General features: G+C 42.9%; 15 protein-coding genes. 8 read left to right on the top strand and 7 right to left on the bottom strand.

Features of this window, described 5'->3' with window-relative positions; genetic code table 11:
- The first annotated feature begins 111 nt into the window (after positions 1 to 111).
- Positions 112 to 2337, top strand: a complete 2226-nt coding sequence (locus E5Y90_RS08595; protein WP_174659984.1) for an Ig-like domain-containing protein — start codon at positions 112 to 114, stop codon at positions 2335 to 2337.
- A 57-nt stretch (positions 2338 to 2394) separates the two neighbouring features.
- On the opposite strand, the gene E5Y90_RS08590 is transcribed toward E5Y90_RS08595, so the two are convergent.
- The 6 genes from E5Y90_RS08590 to E5Y90_RS08565 all read right to left on the bottom strand — a co-directional run bounded on the left by E5Y90_RS08590 (position 2395) and on the right by E5Y90_RS08565 (position 7544).
- The gene (locus E5Y90_RS08590) at positions 2395 to 3033 is read right to left on the bottom strand and encodes a DUF2238 domain-containing protein (RefSeq protein WP_174659983.1); all 639 of its coding nucleotides are present in this window, start codon (positions 3031 to 3033) and stop codon (positions 2395 to 2397) included.
- Between the two features lie 82 nt (positions 3034 to 3115).
- Positions 3116 to 4504, bottom strand: coding sequence for an adenylosuccinate lyase (gene purB, locus E5Y90_RS08585; protein ID WP_151206080.1), 1389 nt, complete (start codon positions 4502 to 4504; stop codon positions 3116 to 3118).
- A gap of 54 nt (positions 4505 to 4558) precedes the next feature.
- Positions 4559 to 5290, bottom strand: coding sequence for a high frequency lysogenization protein HflD (gene hflD, locus E5Y90_RS08580; RefSeq protein ID WP_151203893.1), 732 nt, complete (start codon positions 5288 to 5290; stop codon positions 4559 to 4561).
- A gap of 13 nt (positions 5291 to 5303) precedes the next feature.
- The gene (mnmA, locus tag E5Y90_RS08575) at positions 5304 to 6440 is read right to left on the bottom strand and encodes a tRNA 2-thiouridine(34) synthase MnmA (protein ID WP_174659982.1); all 1137 of its coding nucleotides are present in this window, start codon (positions 6438 to 6440) and stop codon (positions 5304 to 5306) included.
- Between the two features lie 4 nt (positions 6441 to 6444).
- Entirely contained in the window at positions 6445 to 6930 is a 486-nt protein-coding gene (locus tag E5Y90_RS08570; RefSeq protein ID WP_151203891.1) for an NUDIX hydrolase, read from the bottom strand.
- Between the two features lie 176 nt (positions 6931 to 7106).
- Entirely contained in the window at positions 7107 to 7544 is a 438-nt protein-coding gene (locus E5Y90_RS08565; RefSeq protein WP_174659981.1) for a hypothetical protein, read from the bottom strand.
- Between the two features lie 174 nt (positions 7545 to 7718).
- On the opposite strand from E5Y90_RS08565, the gene E5Y90_RS08560 reads away from it, so the two are divergent.
- Positions 7719 to 8129, top strand: a complete 411-nt coding sequence (locus E5Y90_RS08560) for a transposase family protein (RefSeq protein ID WP_174659980.1) — start codon at positions 7719 to 7721, stop codon at positions 8127 to 8129.
- A complete protein-coding gene (locus tag E5Y90_RS08555) occupies positions 8077 to 8547 on the top strand; it encodes a transposase family protein (protein WP_174659420.1) in 471 nt (156 codons plus the stop codon). The genes E5Y90_RS08560 and E5Y90_RS08555 overlap by 53 nt, the downstream gene beginning before the upstream one ends.
- A gap of 863 nt (positions 8548 to 9410) precedes the next feature.
- Here E5Y90_RS08555 and ahpC read toward each other — a convergent pair.
- Entirely contained in the window at positions 9411 to 9974 is a 564-nt protein-coding gene (gene ahpC, locus E5Y90_RS08550) for an alkyl hydroperoxide reductase subunit C (protein ID WP_005097370.1), read from the bottom strand.
- Positions 9975 to 10154: 180 nt separating this feature from the next.
- Here ahpC and E5Y90_RS17580 point away from each other — a divergent pair, with 180 nt between their 5' ends.
- From E5Y90_RS17580 to E5Y90_RS08530, 5 genes are all read left to right on the top strand, one after another.
- Positions 10155 to 10286 (top strand): hypothetical protein, encoded by a 132-nt coding sequence (locus E5Y90_RS17580; protein ID WP_257234968.1) that lies wholly within the window; start codon positions 10155 to 10157, stop codon positions 10284 to 10286.
- 40 nt (positions 10287 to 10326) lie between these two features.
- Positions 10327 to 14247, top strand: a complete 3921-nt coding sequence (gene hrpA / locus E5Y90_RS08545) for an ATP-dependent RNA helicase HrpA (RefSeq protein ID WP_174659979.1) — start codon at positions 10327 to 10329, stop codon at positions 14245 to 14247.
- Between the two features lie 30 nt (positions 14248 to 14277).
- Positions 14278 to 15390 (top strand): beta-ketoacyl-ACP synthase III, encoded by a 1113-nt coding sequence (locus tag E5Y90_RS08540; protein ID WP_151203889.1) that lies wholly within the window; start codon positions 14278 to 14280, stop codon positions 15388 to 15390.
- Between the two features lie 493 nt (positions 15391 to 15883).
- Positions 15884 to 17887 (top strand): hypothetical protein, encoded by a 2004-nt coding sequence (locus tag E5Y90_RS08535; RefSeq protein ID WP_174659978.1) that lies wholly within the window; start codon positions 15884 to 15886, stop codon positions 17885 to 17887.
- Between the two features lie 87 nt (positions 17888 to 17974).
- Positions 17975 to 19690, top strand: coding sequence for an AAA family ATPase (locus E5Y90_RS08530; RefSeq protein WP_174659977.1), 1716 nt, complete (start codon positions 17975 to 17977; stop codon positions 19688 to 19690).
- The last annotated feature ends 55 nt before the right edge of the window (positions 19691 to 19745 follow it).

The following is a 19745-nucleotide window of genomic DNA, read 5'->3' as shown; positions in this document are numbered from 1 at the left end:
TCATACTTTTAATTGTTCCTTAATGGTAATTTTGCTATTTTAATCGGTGCTGTCTGAATACTTGTTTATTATTCAGTAAACTTAAAAAAGCTTTAAAATACCGAGGGAAAAATGACTAGAATCATTGTGATTGCAAAATCTAGCCACACTGTATTACATAACTCACAGACTGCAAAGGTCAATTTAATACAGCCCTCCTATGTAAAAGTTGCCATGTATAAAGAGGATATTGCCTCACTCACACGTGCTGAAAATAATTGTATTATTACCTTGAAAAATGGTCAGGTCATTGTCATTGAAAACTTCTTTATAGATGATATTGGTGAAAATAATATTTTATTATTTAATGGCACACTCAGCGAATATGAACAGGCAGAGTTTGATATTCATGGTGAATTTATTGATTACACGCCTGTCAATGAAAAGCTGCAAAATGTCCGCTCAGAAACAGTAGCGCCTGATAGCAATACGCAAATGCAAACCGCTACTGCCAATCCAACAACTCCTCCAGAGGAAGATGACTCTCCTTCGCTATTAAAGGCAGGTCTGGCCGTTCTTGCAGCTGAAGCAGCATATTTGGTAGCATTTAAAGATGATGGCGATAGCAATGACAATAAACAAATCGATTTTATAAAACCTAAAAAACCAACAACTAAGTTAGATGAAGACGGAAAAGTCATTACAGGACAGGCGGAAGCTGGTTCAACTGTTTACGTGAAAGATGCCAACGGAGAAATTCTGGGTCAAGCACAGGCAGATAGTGATGGTAGTTATGAAATCACTCTAGATCGCCCGATTACAGATGGTGAAAAGGTTAAGGTATTTGCAAAAAATCCGGCCGGGAAGGAGTCAGACGGACAAGATGTGACAGGAAACAAAGATACCATTGCGCCTGATGCGGCCAATGCTCAAGCGCATGATAACGGGAGTATAGTATTCGGTGAGGCAGAAGCAGGTGCAAAAGTCTATTTATATACAGCAGATGGAAAACTTTTAGCAGGACCAGTGACTGTTGCTGCAGATGGGAGTTTTAGCCTGTCTGTCAAGACTGCACTCAAGCCCGGAGAAATTGCAAAAGTGGTGGTTGAAGATGGAGCTGGGAATCGTTCAGAGGAAAGTAGCGTTGAAGTTGGCCAAGATACTTTAGCACCTGATCAGCCTAAATTTGAAGTCAAAGAAGATGGCAGCTCGCTTAAAGGGCAGGCAGAAGCAAATTCAATAATTGAAATTAAAGATAGCAATGGCACCCTGATTGGCAAGGGCCAAGCCGATGATCAGGGCGATTTTGAAATCATATTAGAACCGGCATTGGCAGAAGGAGAAACAGCCAGTATTATGGTTAAAGATACAGCGGGCAATACCTCCAAACCGATGGATATTATTGCAGGTCAAGATAATCTTGCGCCCGATGTACCCAGTGCAACGTTAAATGATCAAGGCACTGAAGTAACCGGTCAAGCAGAACCGGGTTCAAGAATTGAAATTCGAAAAACTAAAGATAATAGTTTGTTGGGCTTTGGCACTGTAGATGAAGATGGAAACTATACAATTAAACTCTCACCTGCATTGACTGATAAAGAGGATGCCGACGTATATGCTATCGATGCAGCGGGTAATCAATCTGATCCGTTTGATCTAGAAGGCATCGACAAAGACACTAAACCACCTTCTGCACCATTTTTATCTAAAGTATATGATGATACGGATAAGGAAATCGATTCTGGTGACAGCACTCAAGATGCTACTCCTGTTTTTGAGGGTAAAGGTGAGGAAGGCGCAACGATTACCATTTATCAAAATGGCGTAGCGATTGCCACTGTGGAAGCTGGGAAGGGAGGTAAATGGACCTATACGCCTGAGCTTGACTTGGACCCTGGAAAATATAGCTATTCATTCAGTCAAACCGATTCTGCAGGAAATATCAGCAATAAAAGTGCTGCATTTGAATTTACTGTAGAAGCTGCAGACCCGGAAACACTATTGGCGGATACTACAGGTGTTAATGAGGAGCTGACCAGTGCAGCTTCACAGCTTGTGGCTTTAGAGTTACTACTGAACGATTCTGCCCAAACTGAGATAAATGCTGTTAAAGAGCAAGAGTTCGATATTCATTCACTGCTAAGTCGCGATGATGAGATTGCGTTTAATCACACCGAAATTGATTTAGAGTCACTGAATTTAGATAAAGGGGTGATGGATGACTCCGCAGCAGAGGGAGCATTAGCAGGGAAATCAACTGAGCCGATGGCAGTTTTGCAATCTGTGCAGATGGCTGATTTAACCCATGTGAGGATGGATCTAGACGAGTTGCAACATCCAAGCTTGGCTTTTGTCTAAAGTGAAACGATCTCTATGAATCACACCGCTAAATAAATTATTGAGAATTAAAAACATTCAATCGAGTGCTTTTTTATTGCTGTGTAATAGTTGAATTAGGCCAGTAATGATGGCGCCAATGGTTGCCAGTAACATATCTTTGTGCGCATCCCAGATATCACCCTGTTGCCCATTATAATTTTCCGCTTCTTCAGGAGATAAACTGACGGCAATCCACCATTCCAGCCATTCATACAATAGACTGCTAGCAATAACAAATTGAATTACCAGCAGGAAAATTACCTTGGGTTTCAGTGTAGGAAGCCAGACTTGAAACAGGCGATAGAAAAAAGGGTAGAGCAATAGACCGTAGGCAATATGAACCAGACGGTCATACATATTACGTGACCAGCCCATGAATTGATTTAAATCCAAATGCAATAGCTGTTGAATCCAGTCATTATAGGGAACAAAAGAATAAAGATAGTGCGCCCCGATCATATGAATCAATAAAAAAAGCAGATAAAAAATAAAGCAGGAGAAACTGAGTCCAATTTTTTTGAGGCTCACCAGCAGGACAATCAGCATCAAAACTGTACCGGCCTGGTGAAGCATATAAGCAAATAATTCGAGTGGTTGAATACTCGCAAGCACAAGCGCAATGGCGAAGAAACCTAAGCTCAGCCAGTGTTTTAAGCTAAGTTGATATTCAATCATCTTATTATTTTCAGTGATCTATTGATGGAATTATAATAAAAAAACGAAGCCTCGGCTTCGTTTTTTTTCAATCTAACTTAGTTTAGATTTTAGAAATCAGTTCTTTTACTTGTTTTGCTTGAGCTGCTGCATTACCCGTATAAGTTGCTGGCGTCATTTCAGCTAAACGGGCACGGTCAGCAGCAGGTACAGCTTCTAATTCGTTACCATTTACAAAATCCACCATCATGTCGCGAGTCATGGCTTGACCACGAGTAAGAGCTTTTAATTTTTCGTACGGTTTTTCAACATTATAACGACGCATTACAGTTTGAATCGGTTCAGCCAGAACCTCTTGAGCATTGTCTAAGTCTTCAAGAATACGGTCAGCATTCAATTCAAGTTTACCAATTCCTTTAGAGCAAGCTTCAAAAGCAATTAAGCTTTGTGCAAAACCCACACCCATGTTACGCAGTACAGTTGAGTCAGTTAAGTCACGTTGCCAGCGAGAAATCGGAAGTTTTTCACCCAGGTGAGCAAGAACAGCGTTTGCAATACCCAGATTACCTTCAGAGTTTTCAAAGTCGATCGGGTTAACTTTGTGCGGCATGGTTGAAGAACCCACTTCGCCTTCTTTTAAACGCTGTTTGAAGAAGCCGAGAGAGATATAGCCCCAAACGTCACGGTTAAAGTCGATCAGGATCGTATTGAAACGACGTAGCGCATCAAAAAGCTCGGCCATATAATCATGTGGCTCAATTTGCGTGGTGTACGGATTGAAGGTTAAGCCTAAAGATTCAACAAATGCTTGTGAGTGAGCAGGCCAGTTGATGTCTGGATAAGCTGAAAGGTGAGCATTGTAGTTACCTACTGCACCGTTAATTTTACCTAGCAATTCAACATTTTGGAACTGTTTGATTTGACGTGCAAGGCGGTAAGCCACGTTCGCCATTTCTTTACCCAGCGTAGTTGGGCTTGCAGTTTGACCATGAGTACGTGATAACATTGGTTGTTCGGCATGCTGTTCTGCCAAAGCAACGATTGAATCAATGATTTGCTGCATGGCATTGACCAGCACTTCACGGCCATTTTTCAGCATGAGCGCATGAGACAGGTTATTAATGTCTTCAGAAGTACAGGCAAAGTGAATGAACTCACCAGCATTTTTCAGTTCATCAATATGGGCAATCTGTTCTTTTAAAAAGTACTCAACCGCTTTTACGTCATGGTTGGTGGTACGTTCAATTTCTTTAATACGGTTGGCATTATCTTCAGAGAAGTTGCTAACAATAGCATCCAGTGCAGCATTTGTTTCAGCTGAAAAAGCTGGAACTTCAGTAATTTCAGGATGGTTTGCAAGCGCTTGTAACCAACGCACTTCAACAGTTACACGAGCATGGATTAAACCAAACTCAGAAAGAAAAGGACGGAGAGCATCACATTTGCTCGCATAGCGTCCATCTAGTGGAGAAAGTGCAGTTAAAGCGTTCATATTGATTCCTTAGATCTTGGAATTAAACGAAAAATGAAAAGCGCATCAGCTCGGTTAAGTCACCTGAAACTGAAGACGTGCCAGATTTTGAATATCTTGAAGTAACTTGCGTTTACCAAAGACCATGCCCCATGAGCTGCCGCCGAGCTGGCGCCACAAATGCGCCATTTGCAAGCCGGTAAACAGGGATGCACGAATACGGTTGGTATGGCCTGAATCTTTGAAAGCCTGAGCATTGCCTCGTACCATGATGCGCGGATTAATCTGTCCGGCAGTCTCTACATAGGTTTGGGCAAGATTGGCAATAATGCTGGGATGCATATAATTATTATCAAAGAAAGAGAGCTGTCTTAAAATTTTCTGTTGAGATTGCTCAATAATTTCAACAAACTTGGGATTGCTATACACTTTTTTTTCTAATTGTAATAGCGCCATGGCATAGGACATGGGAAGTTTGGTATTGGAAAGTTTAGGTAATCTGGATTTCGGCGAGGTATTAAAGGGCTGGGTAATGCTACTTTCTAAAGCCTTTAAGCCGAGGGAAATATCGGCCAGCTGATTAAAGAAGTCCAGGGTTTGGGTATTGGATTGACCACTGGGACGAATATTTAAACTGGCTTTAATCAACTGTTCAAAATAAAAGTTACCGCTTTCACCAATACTCTGCTGGCCCGTCATCGCTGTCATATGCGTCAGCTGGGTGGCCTGAAAAACTGCCGCCAACGCCAACACACGATTTTGGCGAATATTCAGAGTCTGAGGCTGTTGAAACGGTAACTCTGCCATGCCGAGACTATCCTTATGCAATAAAATCCGGTTTAGGAGCATTGGTGTGGTGAATCACGCCGCCCCCTAAACATACTTCACCTGAATAAAACACAACACTTTGACCTGGTGTCACTGCACGCTGTGATTCATCAAATTCAACGCGTACACCATTTGGTGTATTCGGGTCTTTATAAATAGTACAGGCTTGGTCAGGCTGACGGTAGCGGGTTTTTGCCGTACAGCGGAAACCCGATTCAGGAATGTCCTGTTCACCTGCAACCCATTCAATGGCTTCACTCCACAGCATGGTGCTGTGCATGAGTGGATGTTCATGACCCTGACCAATCACCAGACGGTTGTTTTCAATATCTTTATGCAGTACAAACCAGGCACCTTCTTCTGCACCCTTCATACCGCCAATACCGATCCCGCCGCGTTGACCGAGCGTATAGTACATTAAGCCGTGGTGATCACCAACCTCTTTGCCATCCTCAAGGACGATTTTTCCAGGTTGAGCTGGCAAATACTGCTTCAAGAAGTCATTAAAACGACGCTCACCAATAAAGCAGATGCCTGTTGAATCTTTTTTCTTGGCTGTTGCAAGACCCAGTTCTTCCGCAATTTTACGGACTTCCGGCTTTTCAATTTCACCTACCGGGAATAAGGTCTTGTTGATTTCACGCCCATGCACAGCATGCAGGAAATAAGTCTGGTCTTTGTTGTTATCTACACCGCGTAATAAAGGCGCATACTGATCACCTTTAGCATTGGTCATGGTTTCACCACGGCGGCAATAATGGCCGGTTGCAATAAAGTCTGCGCCTAAATTCACCGCATGGTCTAAAAAGGCACGGAACTTAATTTCTTTATTGCACAGAATATCCGGATTAGGGGTACGACCAGCTGCATATTCCGCCAGAAAATGTTCAAATACGCGGTCCCAGTATTCCATGGCGAAGTTGGCAGTGTGCAGCTTGATGCCGATCTTGTCACAAACGGCTTGTGCATCTGCCAGATCTTCCATGGCTGTACAATATTCCGTGCCGTCATCTTCTTCCCAGTTTTTCATGAAAAGACCTTCAACCTGATAACCTTGTTGAAGAAGTAATGCGGCAGAAACAGAAGAGTCTACACCACCAGACATACCGACGATGACACGTTGTTGCATGGGATTAGGCATCCAAATTTGAAATTAAGGGAGAATTCTGGTGCTCGTAAATGAGCGATAAAGGATAGCGTTTTCCTGCCTGAGCATCTTGCACCGCTTTTAGTACTAAGGGGCTACGGGCACGGGCTGTTTCAATCAGTTCATCTGGCGTCATCCAGACTGCACGGACAATACCGGTATCGAGTTCAGCCTGTTCATCATAACTTATCGTTTCGGCCTTCAAGCAGAAACGGTAGTAGGTCCGATCTGGAAACATGGGTGGAGTATAAGTATAGATACCGATCAGATCGGTGATCTGAACCTGATAGCCGGTTTCTTCCTGAGTTTCACGAATGGCTGCTTCGACAATGGTTTCACCTGCTTCCACATGACCGGCAGGCTGATTGAATACAGTATGGCTAACCGCTTCTGTATGCTCTTCGACAAACAGAAATTTTCCATCTTTTTCAACGACAGTCGCGACAGTAACGTGAGCAGTCCAAGCAGTCATAAAACGCACCATGGCAGGAAAAGCCCTATTCTACAAAATTTAGCAAGACGTGGCTATGTGAGATGAGTTTTTCTTTGGCGCTTTGGCCAGGTTTTACGTTTTTGAATAATTGAGCATTACCAGCAATAGGGTGCAAGCTGATAAATCATAAAAGAGCCTAATTGGAAGGGGTTTGATTAAGCCGTGTGCTTAATACGCTGTGTTTTTTTATCTTTTAGGCCAATAAGAAATACCCAATAACAGATGCCGGGAAATAGAGCCATTAAAATAGTGGAAATATTGCTATACATTTTCCACCATTGCTCAGGAATTTGGCTTGTATGAGTCCAGGAGAAAAGAATAAAAAATGGCGTGGCAATGAAGAGAGTGCTAATACAGATGGTGAGTAAATTAAGCAGATTATAGCGATTTAAAGTCGCAGAGAGTAAAAAGCTGAAAGGAACTGTTAAAATGCAATAGGCTAAATAAACCAGACCATGCCCTATAAAAACAACGAAAATAGAATATAAGTCATATTCACGATTCATCATGATAAAAAACCATGCAGTGAAGAAAAGTAAGGGTATCGGAGCAAGCAAGAGGGCTTTTACTATTTTTTCATTTGAGTATGTCATAAGCTTAATTCTCTTTTTTTACTCGATCGTTCTTTATTATCACTATAACTACGCTTCACAAAGAGCAGGGGGGGCTTTCATTGAATATAATGAAAAGATGATTAGATCTCTTTCATAAATCAAAAAACGATCTACTTTTTGCTGCTTATTTGTACCGAGGAATTTTCAATATTCATGCATAATCTGCGGATGAAATACATCGATTCAAAGAAGCTTTCTGAAACACAGTTCAAGCGATACACCGGTATCTCATGGTCAACCTTTGATTTAATGGTTGAGCAATTGAAGATGCATGTTCCTACCAAAGGCAGACCACCTAAATTGAGCTTAGAGGATCAGATCCTCCTGTGCTTAAGTTATTGGCGGGAATACCGAACCTTATTTCACGTTGCGACGAGTTATGGCGTGTCAGAGCCCACTGCTTCAAGAATCGTACGTCATGTAGAGGACTGCTTAATCAAGTCCAATTTATTTAATTTACCCAAGCATTTGCCTGAAGGCGAAGGCATTGACTGGAATGTGGTGATTGTAGATGCCACAGAAATTCCAATCCAAAGGCCTAAAAAAACAGAAGAAAAGCTATAGCGGCAAGAAAAAGACCCACACCTTCAAAGTACAGGCCATCATTCATTATCAAACTCAAAAAATCCTGAGTTTATGTACGAGTCGTGGTGCCGTACATGATTTCGAACTCTTCAAACGTAACTCGAATCAGATTCCTGCAGGTGCATTTATCCTTGCAGATAAGGGTTATCAGGGAATTTATACAGTGTATCCAAATAGCTTGTTGCCATTAAAAGCAAAGAAGCGTTGTAAACTGGATCCTGAATTAAAAACCTATAATCAGGAAATCAATAAAAGAAGAATTGGGATTGAGCATGTATTTGGCAGTTTGAAAACTTTCAAGATCCTTGCCGAACGATATCGCAATCGAGGCAAAAGACTAGGATTAAGATTCAATCTAATTGCGGGAATCTATAATTTAGAACTGAGTAAAAAATGACTTATGAAAGAAGTCTATTATTTATCTATTTTTTGGGGTGGGAAGGGAAGGCTTAAGCTATAAAGCATTAAAAATAGATACTTTAACAATTCATCTATTTTTAAACTGATTTCTAATATTCAATCATTAAAACGCCTAAAAACACTTAATCTTGGTTTTTTATCTGGTGATTCAGATTCTTAGATCTGAATTTCTTATTACTAGTCGATGAATTGGGACTGTTTTGTAGGTTTTGACTCACATCAAACTTGGCCTTTGACGGCTATCTGGAAGACTAAAGTTTTTCTATGATGAGCTATCAGGAATAGGATATTCCAGAGAATAACAAGAGATAGGCATAAAAAGAGTAAGGTAAGACAGGAGTTATACCGAACAACCAATATGAAAAACCCCGGCAGGATGCTGGGGTTTTTCTTGTCTGAAGGATTTTGATCTCACCTCAACGCTACTGAATTAATGTGTAGAAACCCTCATGTTTTTTAATACTTTTAGAGTTTAATAAGAAGAAAATATAAATAAAAAACTGATCGCGGCATTCATGTGTTTTTATGATTGCGATTTTCCCGATGCTTTCATTATTTCCCCACCCTTCAATAGTTGCCATTATTTGCGCTAGTGCTATTCCTCTTTATTGCTCTGGCAGGGAGGAAGGAATATGAGCAGCTGGATATTTCAAAAGTCGATGCGTCGAGCCTTTGAGCGATGATTTGAAAAATTTTCATACGCAGTAAGTTTAAAGAGGTTCTCAATCATGGCTTGGCACTTTCACATCATGGCTAACTGGATAATGTAAAATTTTTATCTTTAAATAAAAAAACCACGCAAAAAGCGTGGTTTTTTTAATCAGTTCAATCTAATACAAATTAGATTTTACCAACTAGGTCGATTGAAGGAGCAAGAGTTGCATCGCCTTCTTTCCATTTAGCTGGGCAAACTTCGCCTGGGTGAGCGTGTACATATTGAGCTGCTTTAACTTTACGAAGAAGTTCTTGAGCATCACGACCGATACCACCCGCATTGATTTCAACGATCTGGATTTTACCTTCTGGATCAATCACGAAAGTACCACGGTCAGCAAGACCGTCAGCTTCGATTAATACGTCGAAGTTTTTAGCAAGAGTCCAGTTCGCATCACCAACCATGACGTATTGGATTTTTTTGATTTCTTCTGAAGAATCATGCCAAGCTTTGTGCGTGAAGTGAGTGTCAGTAGAAACTGAATAAATTTCAACGCCTAACTTCTGGAATTCAGCATAGTTATCAGCAAGGTCACCTAGTTCAGTTGGGCAAACAAAAGTGAAGTCAGCTGGATAGAAGAATACAACAGACCATTTTCCTTTCAGGTCAGCTTCAGTTACTTCGATAAATTGACCATTTTGGAATGCAGTTGCTTTAAATGGTTTAACTTCAGTATTAATTAAGCTCATCATTGTCTCCATGATTGAGGTTTGTATTTAATTTCCAAAAGGATAACGGATTTTTTGTTATTGCTGAAACAGTATTTTTACATTATTAAGATCGGAAAAACCGAATTAACTAATATAAAGTTTACAATTCCACCAAATCTGATTTTTTGATCTATTCAATCACCTAAAGATGATAACTGAATGACAAAAGATCAGTTCTTCAGCCTGCCTAAGAAGATGAAGGTTGAGGCCCTGAAATTCAAGGGTCAAGTTGAGGAAATTATAAAAATATTCAAAAATCCCAAGCTTCCGCTGACTGGCAATACAGCGTAAAATAGCAGTTTATTGTCTTTTTATATTAGGTGTTTTCTCAGTGCAGAGTCCTTTAAATGTAGATCAGCTCGTTATGGCGCGCGACCGCCATCGTTTAAATCGACTCCAAAAAGGTAAAGATGCGAATCTAAAACAATACGAAGAATTATTTGAAAAATCGCATGCCAAAGTCATGCAGCGTATTGAGCGTATCCCTGAGATTAACCTCAATCAGGATCTGCCTGTCAGCCAGTATGCCGACAAGCTGATTGAAGCCATCCAGCAGCATCAGGTGATTATTGTAGCGGGTGAAACCGGTTCAGGTAAGACCACGCAGTTACCTCAGATTGCGATGCTGGCGGGTCGGGGGCTGACGGGTCTGATTGGTCATACCCAGCCACGGCGTCTGGCAGCACGCAGTGTTTCGCAACGTATTGCCGAAGAGGTTGGGGAAAAGCTGGGAGAATCTATTTCCTTTAAAGTCCGTTTTAACGAGCAGGGTTCACAAGACTCTATAGTTCGTTTGATGACTGACGGTATTTTACTGGCAGAGCTGGCCCACGACCGTTTCCTGACCAAGTACGACACCATTATTATTGATGAAGCTCATGAGCGCTCGCTGAATATCGACTTTATCATGGGCTATCTCAAGCAGCTGTTGCCACGTCGTAAAGATTTAAAAGTTATCATCACTTCTGCAACGCTGGATGTAAACCGTTTTAGTGATTACTTTAATGGTGCACCAGTTTATGAAGTGGAAGGGCGCAGCTATCCGGTCGAAGTTCGCTATCGTCCGATTTCAGAAATGAGCATTGGCGGCAGTGATGATGATGAGTTTGATGATTTTGAGGAAAACCTGCCGCGTGCTGTGGTTCGGGCCGTTGAAGAGTGTTTTGAAGATGCGCAGGAAAAAGGTCATCCTGAACATGCCGATATCCTGATTTTTGCCAGTACTGAACAGGAAATTCGTGAGCTGCAGGAGACTTTGCAGAAACATGGTCCAAGGCATACCGAAGTTCTCCCTTTATATGCCCGGCTGGCGTTGGCCGACCAGCAAAAAATCTTCAATCCTTCCGGTGGGGGACGACGGATTATCATTGCAACCAACGTGGCAGAGACGGCACTGACCGTTCCGAATATCCGTTATGTAATTGATAGCGGTTTTGCTCGTATTTCACGCTATAACTATCGCTCACGGGTGCAGCGTTTACCGATTGAAGCTGTTTCCCAGGCGGCTGCCAATCAGCGTAAGGGGCGTTGTGGCCGTATTGCGCCAGGTGTCTGTATCCGTCTATATAGCGAAGAAGACTTTTTAAGCCGCCCTGAGTTTACCGAGCCGGAAATTAAACGGACCAACTTGGCCTCGGTGATTTTGCAGATGCAGAGCCTGGGCCTGGGTTCCCTGGAAAATTTCGATTTTATCGAGCCGCCTGATCATCGTCTGGTTAATGATGGCCGTAAGCTGCTGGTTGAATTAGGAGCGATGACTGAGAAAGGTTCTTCTAAAGTGACTGAAGAAAAGCCATCGGCGACTTCTTCCGCTTTAAAAAAAGGGGGAACACAGGGTGGATTAACCAAAATCGGTCAGCAGATGGCAAAAATGCCGATTGACCCGCGTCTGGCACGGATGATTCTCGGTGGTGCGCATTTTGGTGCGCTGAATGAAGTGCTGGTTATTGTTGCAGCCTTGGCTGTACAAGATCCGCGTGAGCGCCCCGCAGACAAGCAGATGCAGGCCGATCAGAAACATGCATTATTCCGTGAAGCAGATTCGGACTTTCTGTTTTATTTAAAACTCTGGGAAGCCCTGCACAATAACCGCGAAAGCATGAGTGAAAATAAACGCCGTAGTTTTGCACGTAATCATTTCCTTAGCTGGTTACGTCTGCGGGAGTGGAAGAAAACCCATGAGCAGCTGGTGGATCTGGCCAAAGGTTTAAAGCTGTCTTTTAATGAAAAGAAGACCAGTTATGAAAATCTGCATCGCGCGCTATTAACTGGTTTACTCTCTTTCATTGCCAATAAGACCGATGAACGCAATGTATTTATGGCGGTGCGTCAGCAAAAGGCACGTATTTTCCCGGCTTCGACCTTACATAAAACCAATACGCCTTGGGTCATGGCCTTTGAAATGGTCGAAACTTCACAGGTGTATTTGCGTACCTTGGCGAAGATTGAACCAGAATGGATTTTGCTGGCCGCGCGTGACTTGCTCAAGCATCATTATTTTGAGCCGCACTGGTCGAAAAAAGCGGGCGTGGTCAATGCCTATGACCAGATTTCTTTATTTGGCCTGATTATTGAGCCAAAACGTCTGGTGAATTATGAAAAAGTCGATCAGGCCGCAGCGCACGAGATTTTCCTGCGCGATGCTTTAACCACGGGTCATCTGGGCATCAATCCGCCGTTCCTGAAGCATAATCTGCTCAAACTGGAAGAAGTGGAGCGGGTTGAAGACAAGTTGCGCCGCCGCGATCTGGTGGTCGATGAAGAAACGATTTACCAGTTTTATGCCTCGAAAGTACCGCCGGAAGTGGCCAGTCGCCGCAGCTTTGAAGACTGGCGTGCGACGGTCGAGCCACATGAGCCGCGTTATCTGTTTGTTGATGATGATGCCTTGTGGCTAAATGACCGTCCGACGACACAGCAGTTCCCTGACTATTTGCGTAATGGTGAATTACGTCTGGCCACCAGCTACCGTTTTGATCCAAGTCATGATGAAGATGGGGCGATGGTGAAGATTCCATTACAGGCATTGCCGCAAGTCGATGAAAATGTCTGGTCATGGGGTATTCCGGGTTGGCGTCTGGAGCTGATTGAAGCGCTATTAAAAAGCCTGCCTAAAGATAAACGCCGTGCTCTGGTGCCAATTCCAGATACAGCGCAAAAGCTGGTCGCCCGGATTGATGCGGTACATTTGCAGGAACATATTTTCAGTTTTCTGGCTTTCCAGTTACGGGGCGAGCAGATCAGCGAAAAAGATTTTAGCTTTGAGCGGGTCGAGCAATATCTGCTGCCACTCATTAAGGTGGTAGATGAAAAAGGCCGTGTGATTGAACAGGGCCGTGATCTGACAGAGTTAAAAGCACGTTGCCGTACAGAAACCCATAGTCCGGTCAAACAGCTGAAAGGTGAATTTAAAACCTTCCCGGAAAACTTTGTTTTTGAAGCCTCGCAAAAAGTCACAGGCGTGATGGTGAAGCAATATCAGGCACTGGTGCCGAGCAAAAAATTTGCTGTGCTGGAACAGAAAGATGAATCTGGTGTGGTCATTCAGACCTTTAATGATCAGGCTGAGGCCGTCAAACAGCATCGGGAAGGAATTATCCGGTTGGTGCATATGCAGCTGGGTGATCTGGTTCGCCAGCTGAAAAAGCAGATTTCCAAACCGTTGGCGCTGGCGTATTCGCCTCTGGGAGACAAAGCCCAGTTAGAGCAAATGTTAGTTTATGCCACACTGCAGATGTCAGTTAAAGAGCTGCCTGTCAATGTGCAAGAGTTTCAAAAAACAGTGGAAGATGTAAAAAAATCTTTCCTGACATATGGGCAAGCTGCGCTCAAAGAGATCACGGATATTTATATTCAATGGCAGGAAATTCGTCGTAAACTCCTGGTGCTCGACGCTTCTATATTTGGAAAAAATATCGATGATATTGAGGACCAGCTTGATTTGATGAGTCTTTCTGACTTTGTTTACCAGAAACCATCCGACGTATGGCTGGAATTTCCACGCTATTTGAAAGCCTTGATCCTGCGTTTAGAGCGCTTGCCCAATAACCTACAGAGGGATGATTCCGCCATTGACCAAATTGATCCGTGGATGGAAAAATTATTTAAGTTTAAAAATGACGCTCGCCTTAAAGAATTGTATTTTATGGTCGAGGAGTTAAGGATCTCATTGTTTTCACAACCCATGAAAACGAAAACACCCATTTCTCCAAATCGCCTGCAAAAAGTATGGGAACGTCTGGGAATCAGTTAAGATATAGGTCATTTTGAGAAGGAGTTTTACATGGGCATCCGCATTACAGGTACTGGCTTGTTCCATCCAGAAGAGGTCATTACCAATGAAGAGTTAGTTGAAAGTTTAAATGCTTATGTGGAACTGTATAATCACGAAAATGCCGACAAGATCGCAGCAGGCGAACTGGAAGCGCGTCGTGGTTCTAGCGCAGAATTTATTGAAAAAGCATCAGGTGTACAGCGCCGTTATGTCGTTGAGAAAAGCGGGATTCTAGATCCGAAACGTTTACGTCCAAATTTACGTGAACGTTCAGATGATGAAATCTCACTTCAGGCTGAATGGGGCGTTATTGCTGCTCAACAGGCCATGGAAAATGCCGGTGTAACTGCTGAAGATATTGATATCGTAATTTTGTCATGTTCCAACCTGCAACGTGCTTATCCGGCCGTGGCGATTGAAATCCAGACGGCTTTGGGAATTCAGGGCTATGCCTATGATATGAACGTCGCCTGTTCAGCAGCGACCTTTGGTTTGAAGCAGGCGCATGATGCGATCAAAGCGGGCAGCGCACGTCGTGTGTTATTGGTAAATGTGGAAATTACTTCTGCACATACCGATTTCCGTTCACGTGACTGTCACTTTATTTTTGGTGATGTGGCCACCGCTTCCATCATTGAAGATACAGAGACTAAAACCGGTTTTGAAATTCTGGATACCCAGCTTTTTACCCAGTTCTCGAACAATATCCGCAATAACTTTGGTTTCCTGAATCTCTCAGAAAATGCAGATATTGATGATAAGCGTTTCCGTCAGGACGGCCGTAAAGTCTTTAAAGAAGTGTGTCCACTGGTGGCGAAAATGATCACCGCCCAGCTGGAAAAAAACCAGATTGTACCTACAGATGTAAAACGCTTCTGGTTGCACCAGGCCAATGCCAGTATGAATGAACTGATTTTGAAACTGGTGGTGGGCAAAGAAAATGCCAAACCGGGTCTGGTACCGATCATTCTGAATGAATTCGCCAACACCTCTTCTGCAGGGGTAATTATTGCTTTACACCGTACTGCAAATGAAGTTGAAGATGGTGAATATGGCGTGCTGTGTTCATTTGGTGCGGGCTATTCTGTAGGCTCAATCCTGGTACAAAAGCATGTTGCCTAAGCCAGAAGCGCTATTACAGGTCTACTGCAATGCACATCGCTAATTCATTATATCTAGAGCCTCATTGCGGTTCCGATAATGATGAATAAGGGGTAAAAGAAACATCAAATGGCCATGAGCAGTACGCTGATTATGGCCATTGTTAGGTGCTGCTATACTCAAATAATGCTTTTCCCAACGCTTATCTTTTTTGTTTTTAGCCTATGCGGCCGTAATCTATTGTACATGGGCAGACTTTGGAGGAATTGATCAGCTTTTGTGACCGTTCACAACTCGAAATCTCTGAGGTTTAAGCAATTACTGTCAGGTGTCTGCAAGATCATTTAGCGGTCTTTTTTTAATTTTTACTTTGCTTTACAGTAAGTCGAAATAGTTTAAAAATAATAATTGGTTTTTTAAGCCTGCACGTGCAGAACTGTTTTTAAAGACAATCGCTTCTAGGCCTATGACTCAATATGCTTCAATAGAAAAATAAAATGATGGGGATTCATATATGGAACAGGATAGCCTGCTACGGCGTTTAAAGCAGTCTGCTCAACAAAGTCTCAGTATTTTCCCCAATCTGAACGAACTTTATCTCGATCAGATGGCGCTGATTGGCCAGCTGAATGCGCAAAACCTGTTCAAGATTTATCAAGAGCAGCACCGGATTGATCTGCTCAATGGAATGTTTTATATCCAGTTTTATACGCCCAAGGATTTAGATCAGCAACGGGCATATGTCTTGGCGGAGGCTCATTTTGATTTTAAACAGGCCAAAGCCGAAGCACTGGAAGATTTCTTTTTTCAAGATATTTACTTTTTAACCGGTGATTTAAAACCCCAGCATTCACTTTTTTTAAGAGACAAGGCCAAGTCGTTACGCCAGATTCTTATAGATCAGGTCTATGCCTGGGTAGAGGGGCCGAAGCGGGTTGCTGAATGTTTGAGCCAGATATCAGCTGTTCAAGCCGAAATTATGGACTCTCTGATGATTCAGGCAGAGCTGTATCATCAACCGTTGCTGTATGCCTATGTCCAGCATGGACAAGAAATTCCTGTCGAGATTTTGAACCGCTTGCAGCAGGTTTTTTCCTTACACTACTTACAGTCGAATGAGTTCCTGTCGATTCAATCCTTGATGGATAGTTTAGATGAGTTTTGTTTTAGTGCAGCCGAGTTCCTGCATCCGGCGACTCTCCGGATTATGGCATTATCTTTTGAGAACCGTTTTAACCTGTATGAGCTGAATGAGCATATCGATGATATTCGACTGTTATATCGTCATGCTGAAGAGCAAAGTAATCTGTTGGGCTTTGTTCGTCTAATGAACCGCGAGATCTGGCAACGGGATGACTTGTTATCCAAGCGCAATTTTCTGGAAAATGACAGTTATTTGTGGCAAAAAAAGGTGGCTAATTTCCCCCTATTTGATTGCAAGCGCACGGTTAACTGGCTATTTAAACAGTCTGCCGAGGTGCTGGATTGGCTGAGCATGAATATTCAGCACAGCAGTGTACGGGTGGCCGCGACCGCTTTAAGCTTTATTGATAGCCATCATATTCATCCACAAATCATTCTGGCCACCCTGCAATATTTTCAATATGTGGCAGCGCGTCTGTTCATTCATAGTGCGCATCAATATGCGATTCAATATGGCTGGTTTCAGCATCAGCAGAATCAGAAGGTTGCTCTGAAAGGTACTGGCCAAGCCTATGAAGATCAGCGTATTGCCATTAGCCCCTCCATTTTGTATCTGGATGAGTGGAGAGGCTTATTACGGGATATGGCACTGAATGATCATATGACTAAAAAGGTGTATACCAATTTAAGCCGGGTCATGCAGGCATTTATGCAACATTTATATAAAGCCACTCAGGATCTGCCAGTAGATGTGCTGGCCTATATTCGCCCGCAGACACAGCAGGACCGCGATTTTTATCATGTATTGCAGCGGAACCGCATTCCTTTTGTAGAGTTTCGAAAGCGCTTTTATTTGCAGAACCAGCATGTGCGTGAGTCAGTTTTTAATGGTTATGTGCGTGATTATTTACCGGAATATTTTTCTACTCATGCTGATGTGGCTAAAAATCTGACTTGGAGCAGCCTGTTCGCTCAAGCCGTAGCGTGGCATAACCATATTCAGAAACAAGAAATTGTCGCCAAGCTTAAAAAGGAGTTTGCCCTAGCGAGCTGGACAGCACGTACCCAGGCACCGTTTTTACTGTATTTTAATTGGCGCTTTGAGGAGTTAAAAAGTTTAGACCGGATTCTTGAGGAAGCTCGAATATTCAGGAATTGTCTGGCTGCAAGTTACGCACAGCGGATCGTTGAAGGAGAATATGTGGCCTTTCGGATGTCACATCCCGATATTCATTTACCGCTGATTTTGGGTTGCCAGTTACAGGATGGGCATGTAATTTTTGACCAGCTGGAGTATCCGAACAATCAAAAAGCGGAACTGGAATACATCAATATTGCCCAGCATTTTATTGACTGGCTCAACCTGCAAGCCTGACCGGATTTAGGCCTTTTCCGCCGTGATGCTTAACTTTTCCGCCAAAAATCGTTAGGCTATAGCCGTTCTTTTAGGGTATCTCTTTTTATGAAACAGGAAACTGCGCTTAAGTTATTAAAAGCAGGAGAAAATGTCTTTTTAACCGGTTCTGCAGGGGCAGGCAAAACCTATACGCTCAATCAATATATCAATTATCTAAAAGCCCGTAAGGTCTCTGTCGCAATTACGGCCTCGACCGGTATCGCGGCGACGCACATGAACGGAATGACGATTCACACTTGGGCGGGTATCGGGATTAAGGACTTTTTGTCTGACGAAGACTTAAAGCGCATGAAAGAGCGTAAATACCTAAAAGAACATCTGGAAAATGCGCAAGTCCTGATTATTGATGAAATCTCCATGTTGCATGCCAAGCAGCTGAATTTGGTCAATCAGGTACTGAAATATTTCAAGGAAAGCGATGAGGCTTTTGGCGGCATTCAGGTAATTGTAGCAGGTGACTTTTTCCAGTTACCGCCAGTGGGTAAAAATGATGAGCGTAATCGGGACAAATTCTGTTTTATGTCTGAAGCTTGGGTCGAAGCCAAGTTTCGGGTGTGTTATCTGACTGAGCAGCATCGTCAGGGCAATGATTATCTGAATGATATTTTAAATGCGATTCGTGCTCAGGCCATTACGCAGGAGCATCTGGCCGCCCTGCATAGCACACGTCAGCAAGAAATCGGCGAGACTTATACGCGTCTGTATACCCATAACATGGATGTGGACAGTATTAACTTTAAACATCTGAATGAAATTGATCAGGAGCCACGGCAGTTCGATGCGCAGTGTGATGGAAATGAAAAACTGATTGAAACCTTAAAATCATCCGTGAGAGCCCCCGAGGCTTTAACCCTGAAAAAACATGCCAAAGTGATGTTCGTGAAAAATAACTTTGATATGGGTTATATCAACGGCAGTTTGGGGGAAGTCATTGGTTTTGAAGATGATGATGAATATGGCATTCTGCCTAAAGTGAAACTCACCGATGGAACCACCTTGCTTGTTGAGCCTGAAACCTGGTCGGTCGATAATGAAGCGGGTAAAACCATTGCCAGTTTCCAGCAGATTCCCTTACGTCTGGCCTGGGCCATTACCATTCATAAATCTCAAGGCATGACATTAGAGGCGGCTGAAATTGACCTCAACCATACCTTTGAAAAAGGGCAGGGCTATGTGGCGCTGTCACGTTTAAAGACTTTAAGTGGATTACGCCTGAAAGGTTTTAATGAACAGGCTTTAGAGCTTGACAGTTTGGCGATTAAAGCAGATCGCCGTTTTCAGGAACTGTCTGATGAAGCCGAGGCCAATTTTTCCCATGTCGATTTGACTACTCAGCATAAGGCCTTTATTCGTCACTGCGGCGGAACCTTGAATGAAACTGAAATTCAGCGTAATGAAAGGAAAATTGCCAAAAGTGGCGCTAAAACCAATTATGCTGCTGCCACGCTGGATGAAACCCGTGAACTGTTTGAAGAAGGCTATGAAATTGCTGATATTGCGACAGAACGTGGTCTGACGCCTGCAACCATTATTAATCATTTGGGCCGTTTGCAGAAGGAACGAGGACTGGATATTTCAATCGCTCATCCGGGGGAAGAAGTGGTTGAGCAAGTGCGCAAGATTTATAAACGTCTGACTAAACGCCAAAACTCTGATCATTTTAATGATGATGGCAGTATTAAATTACGCCCGATTGTCGAGCTGACCAGTCCGCGGATGGGCTATGATCAGGTGCGTCTGGCCTTACTGTTTGTTGAATAACCTTGCGTGAAGTACTGAAGATGGATGTTTGATGAATACTTTATCATTTATCCGG

It is taken from the genome of Acinetobacter sp. 10FS3-1 (assembly GCF_013343215.1).
Taxonomy (GTDB): Bacteria; Pseudomonadota; Gammaproteobacteria; order Pseudomonadales; family Moraxellaceae; genus Acinetobacter; species Acinetobacter lwoffii_C.
Note: the sequence above shows the minus strand (reverse complement) of the source record. Positions and strands in the feature narration are given on the sequence as shown.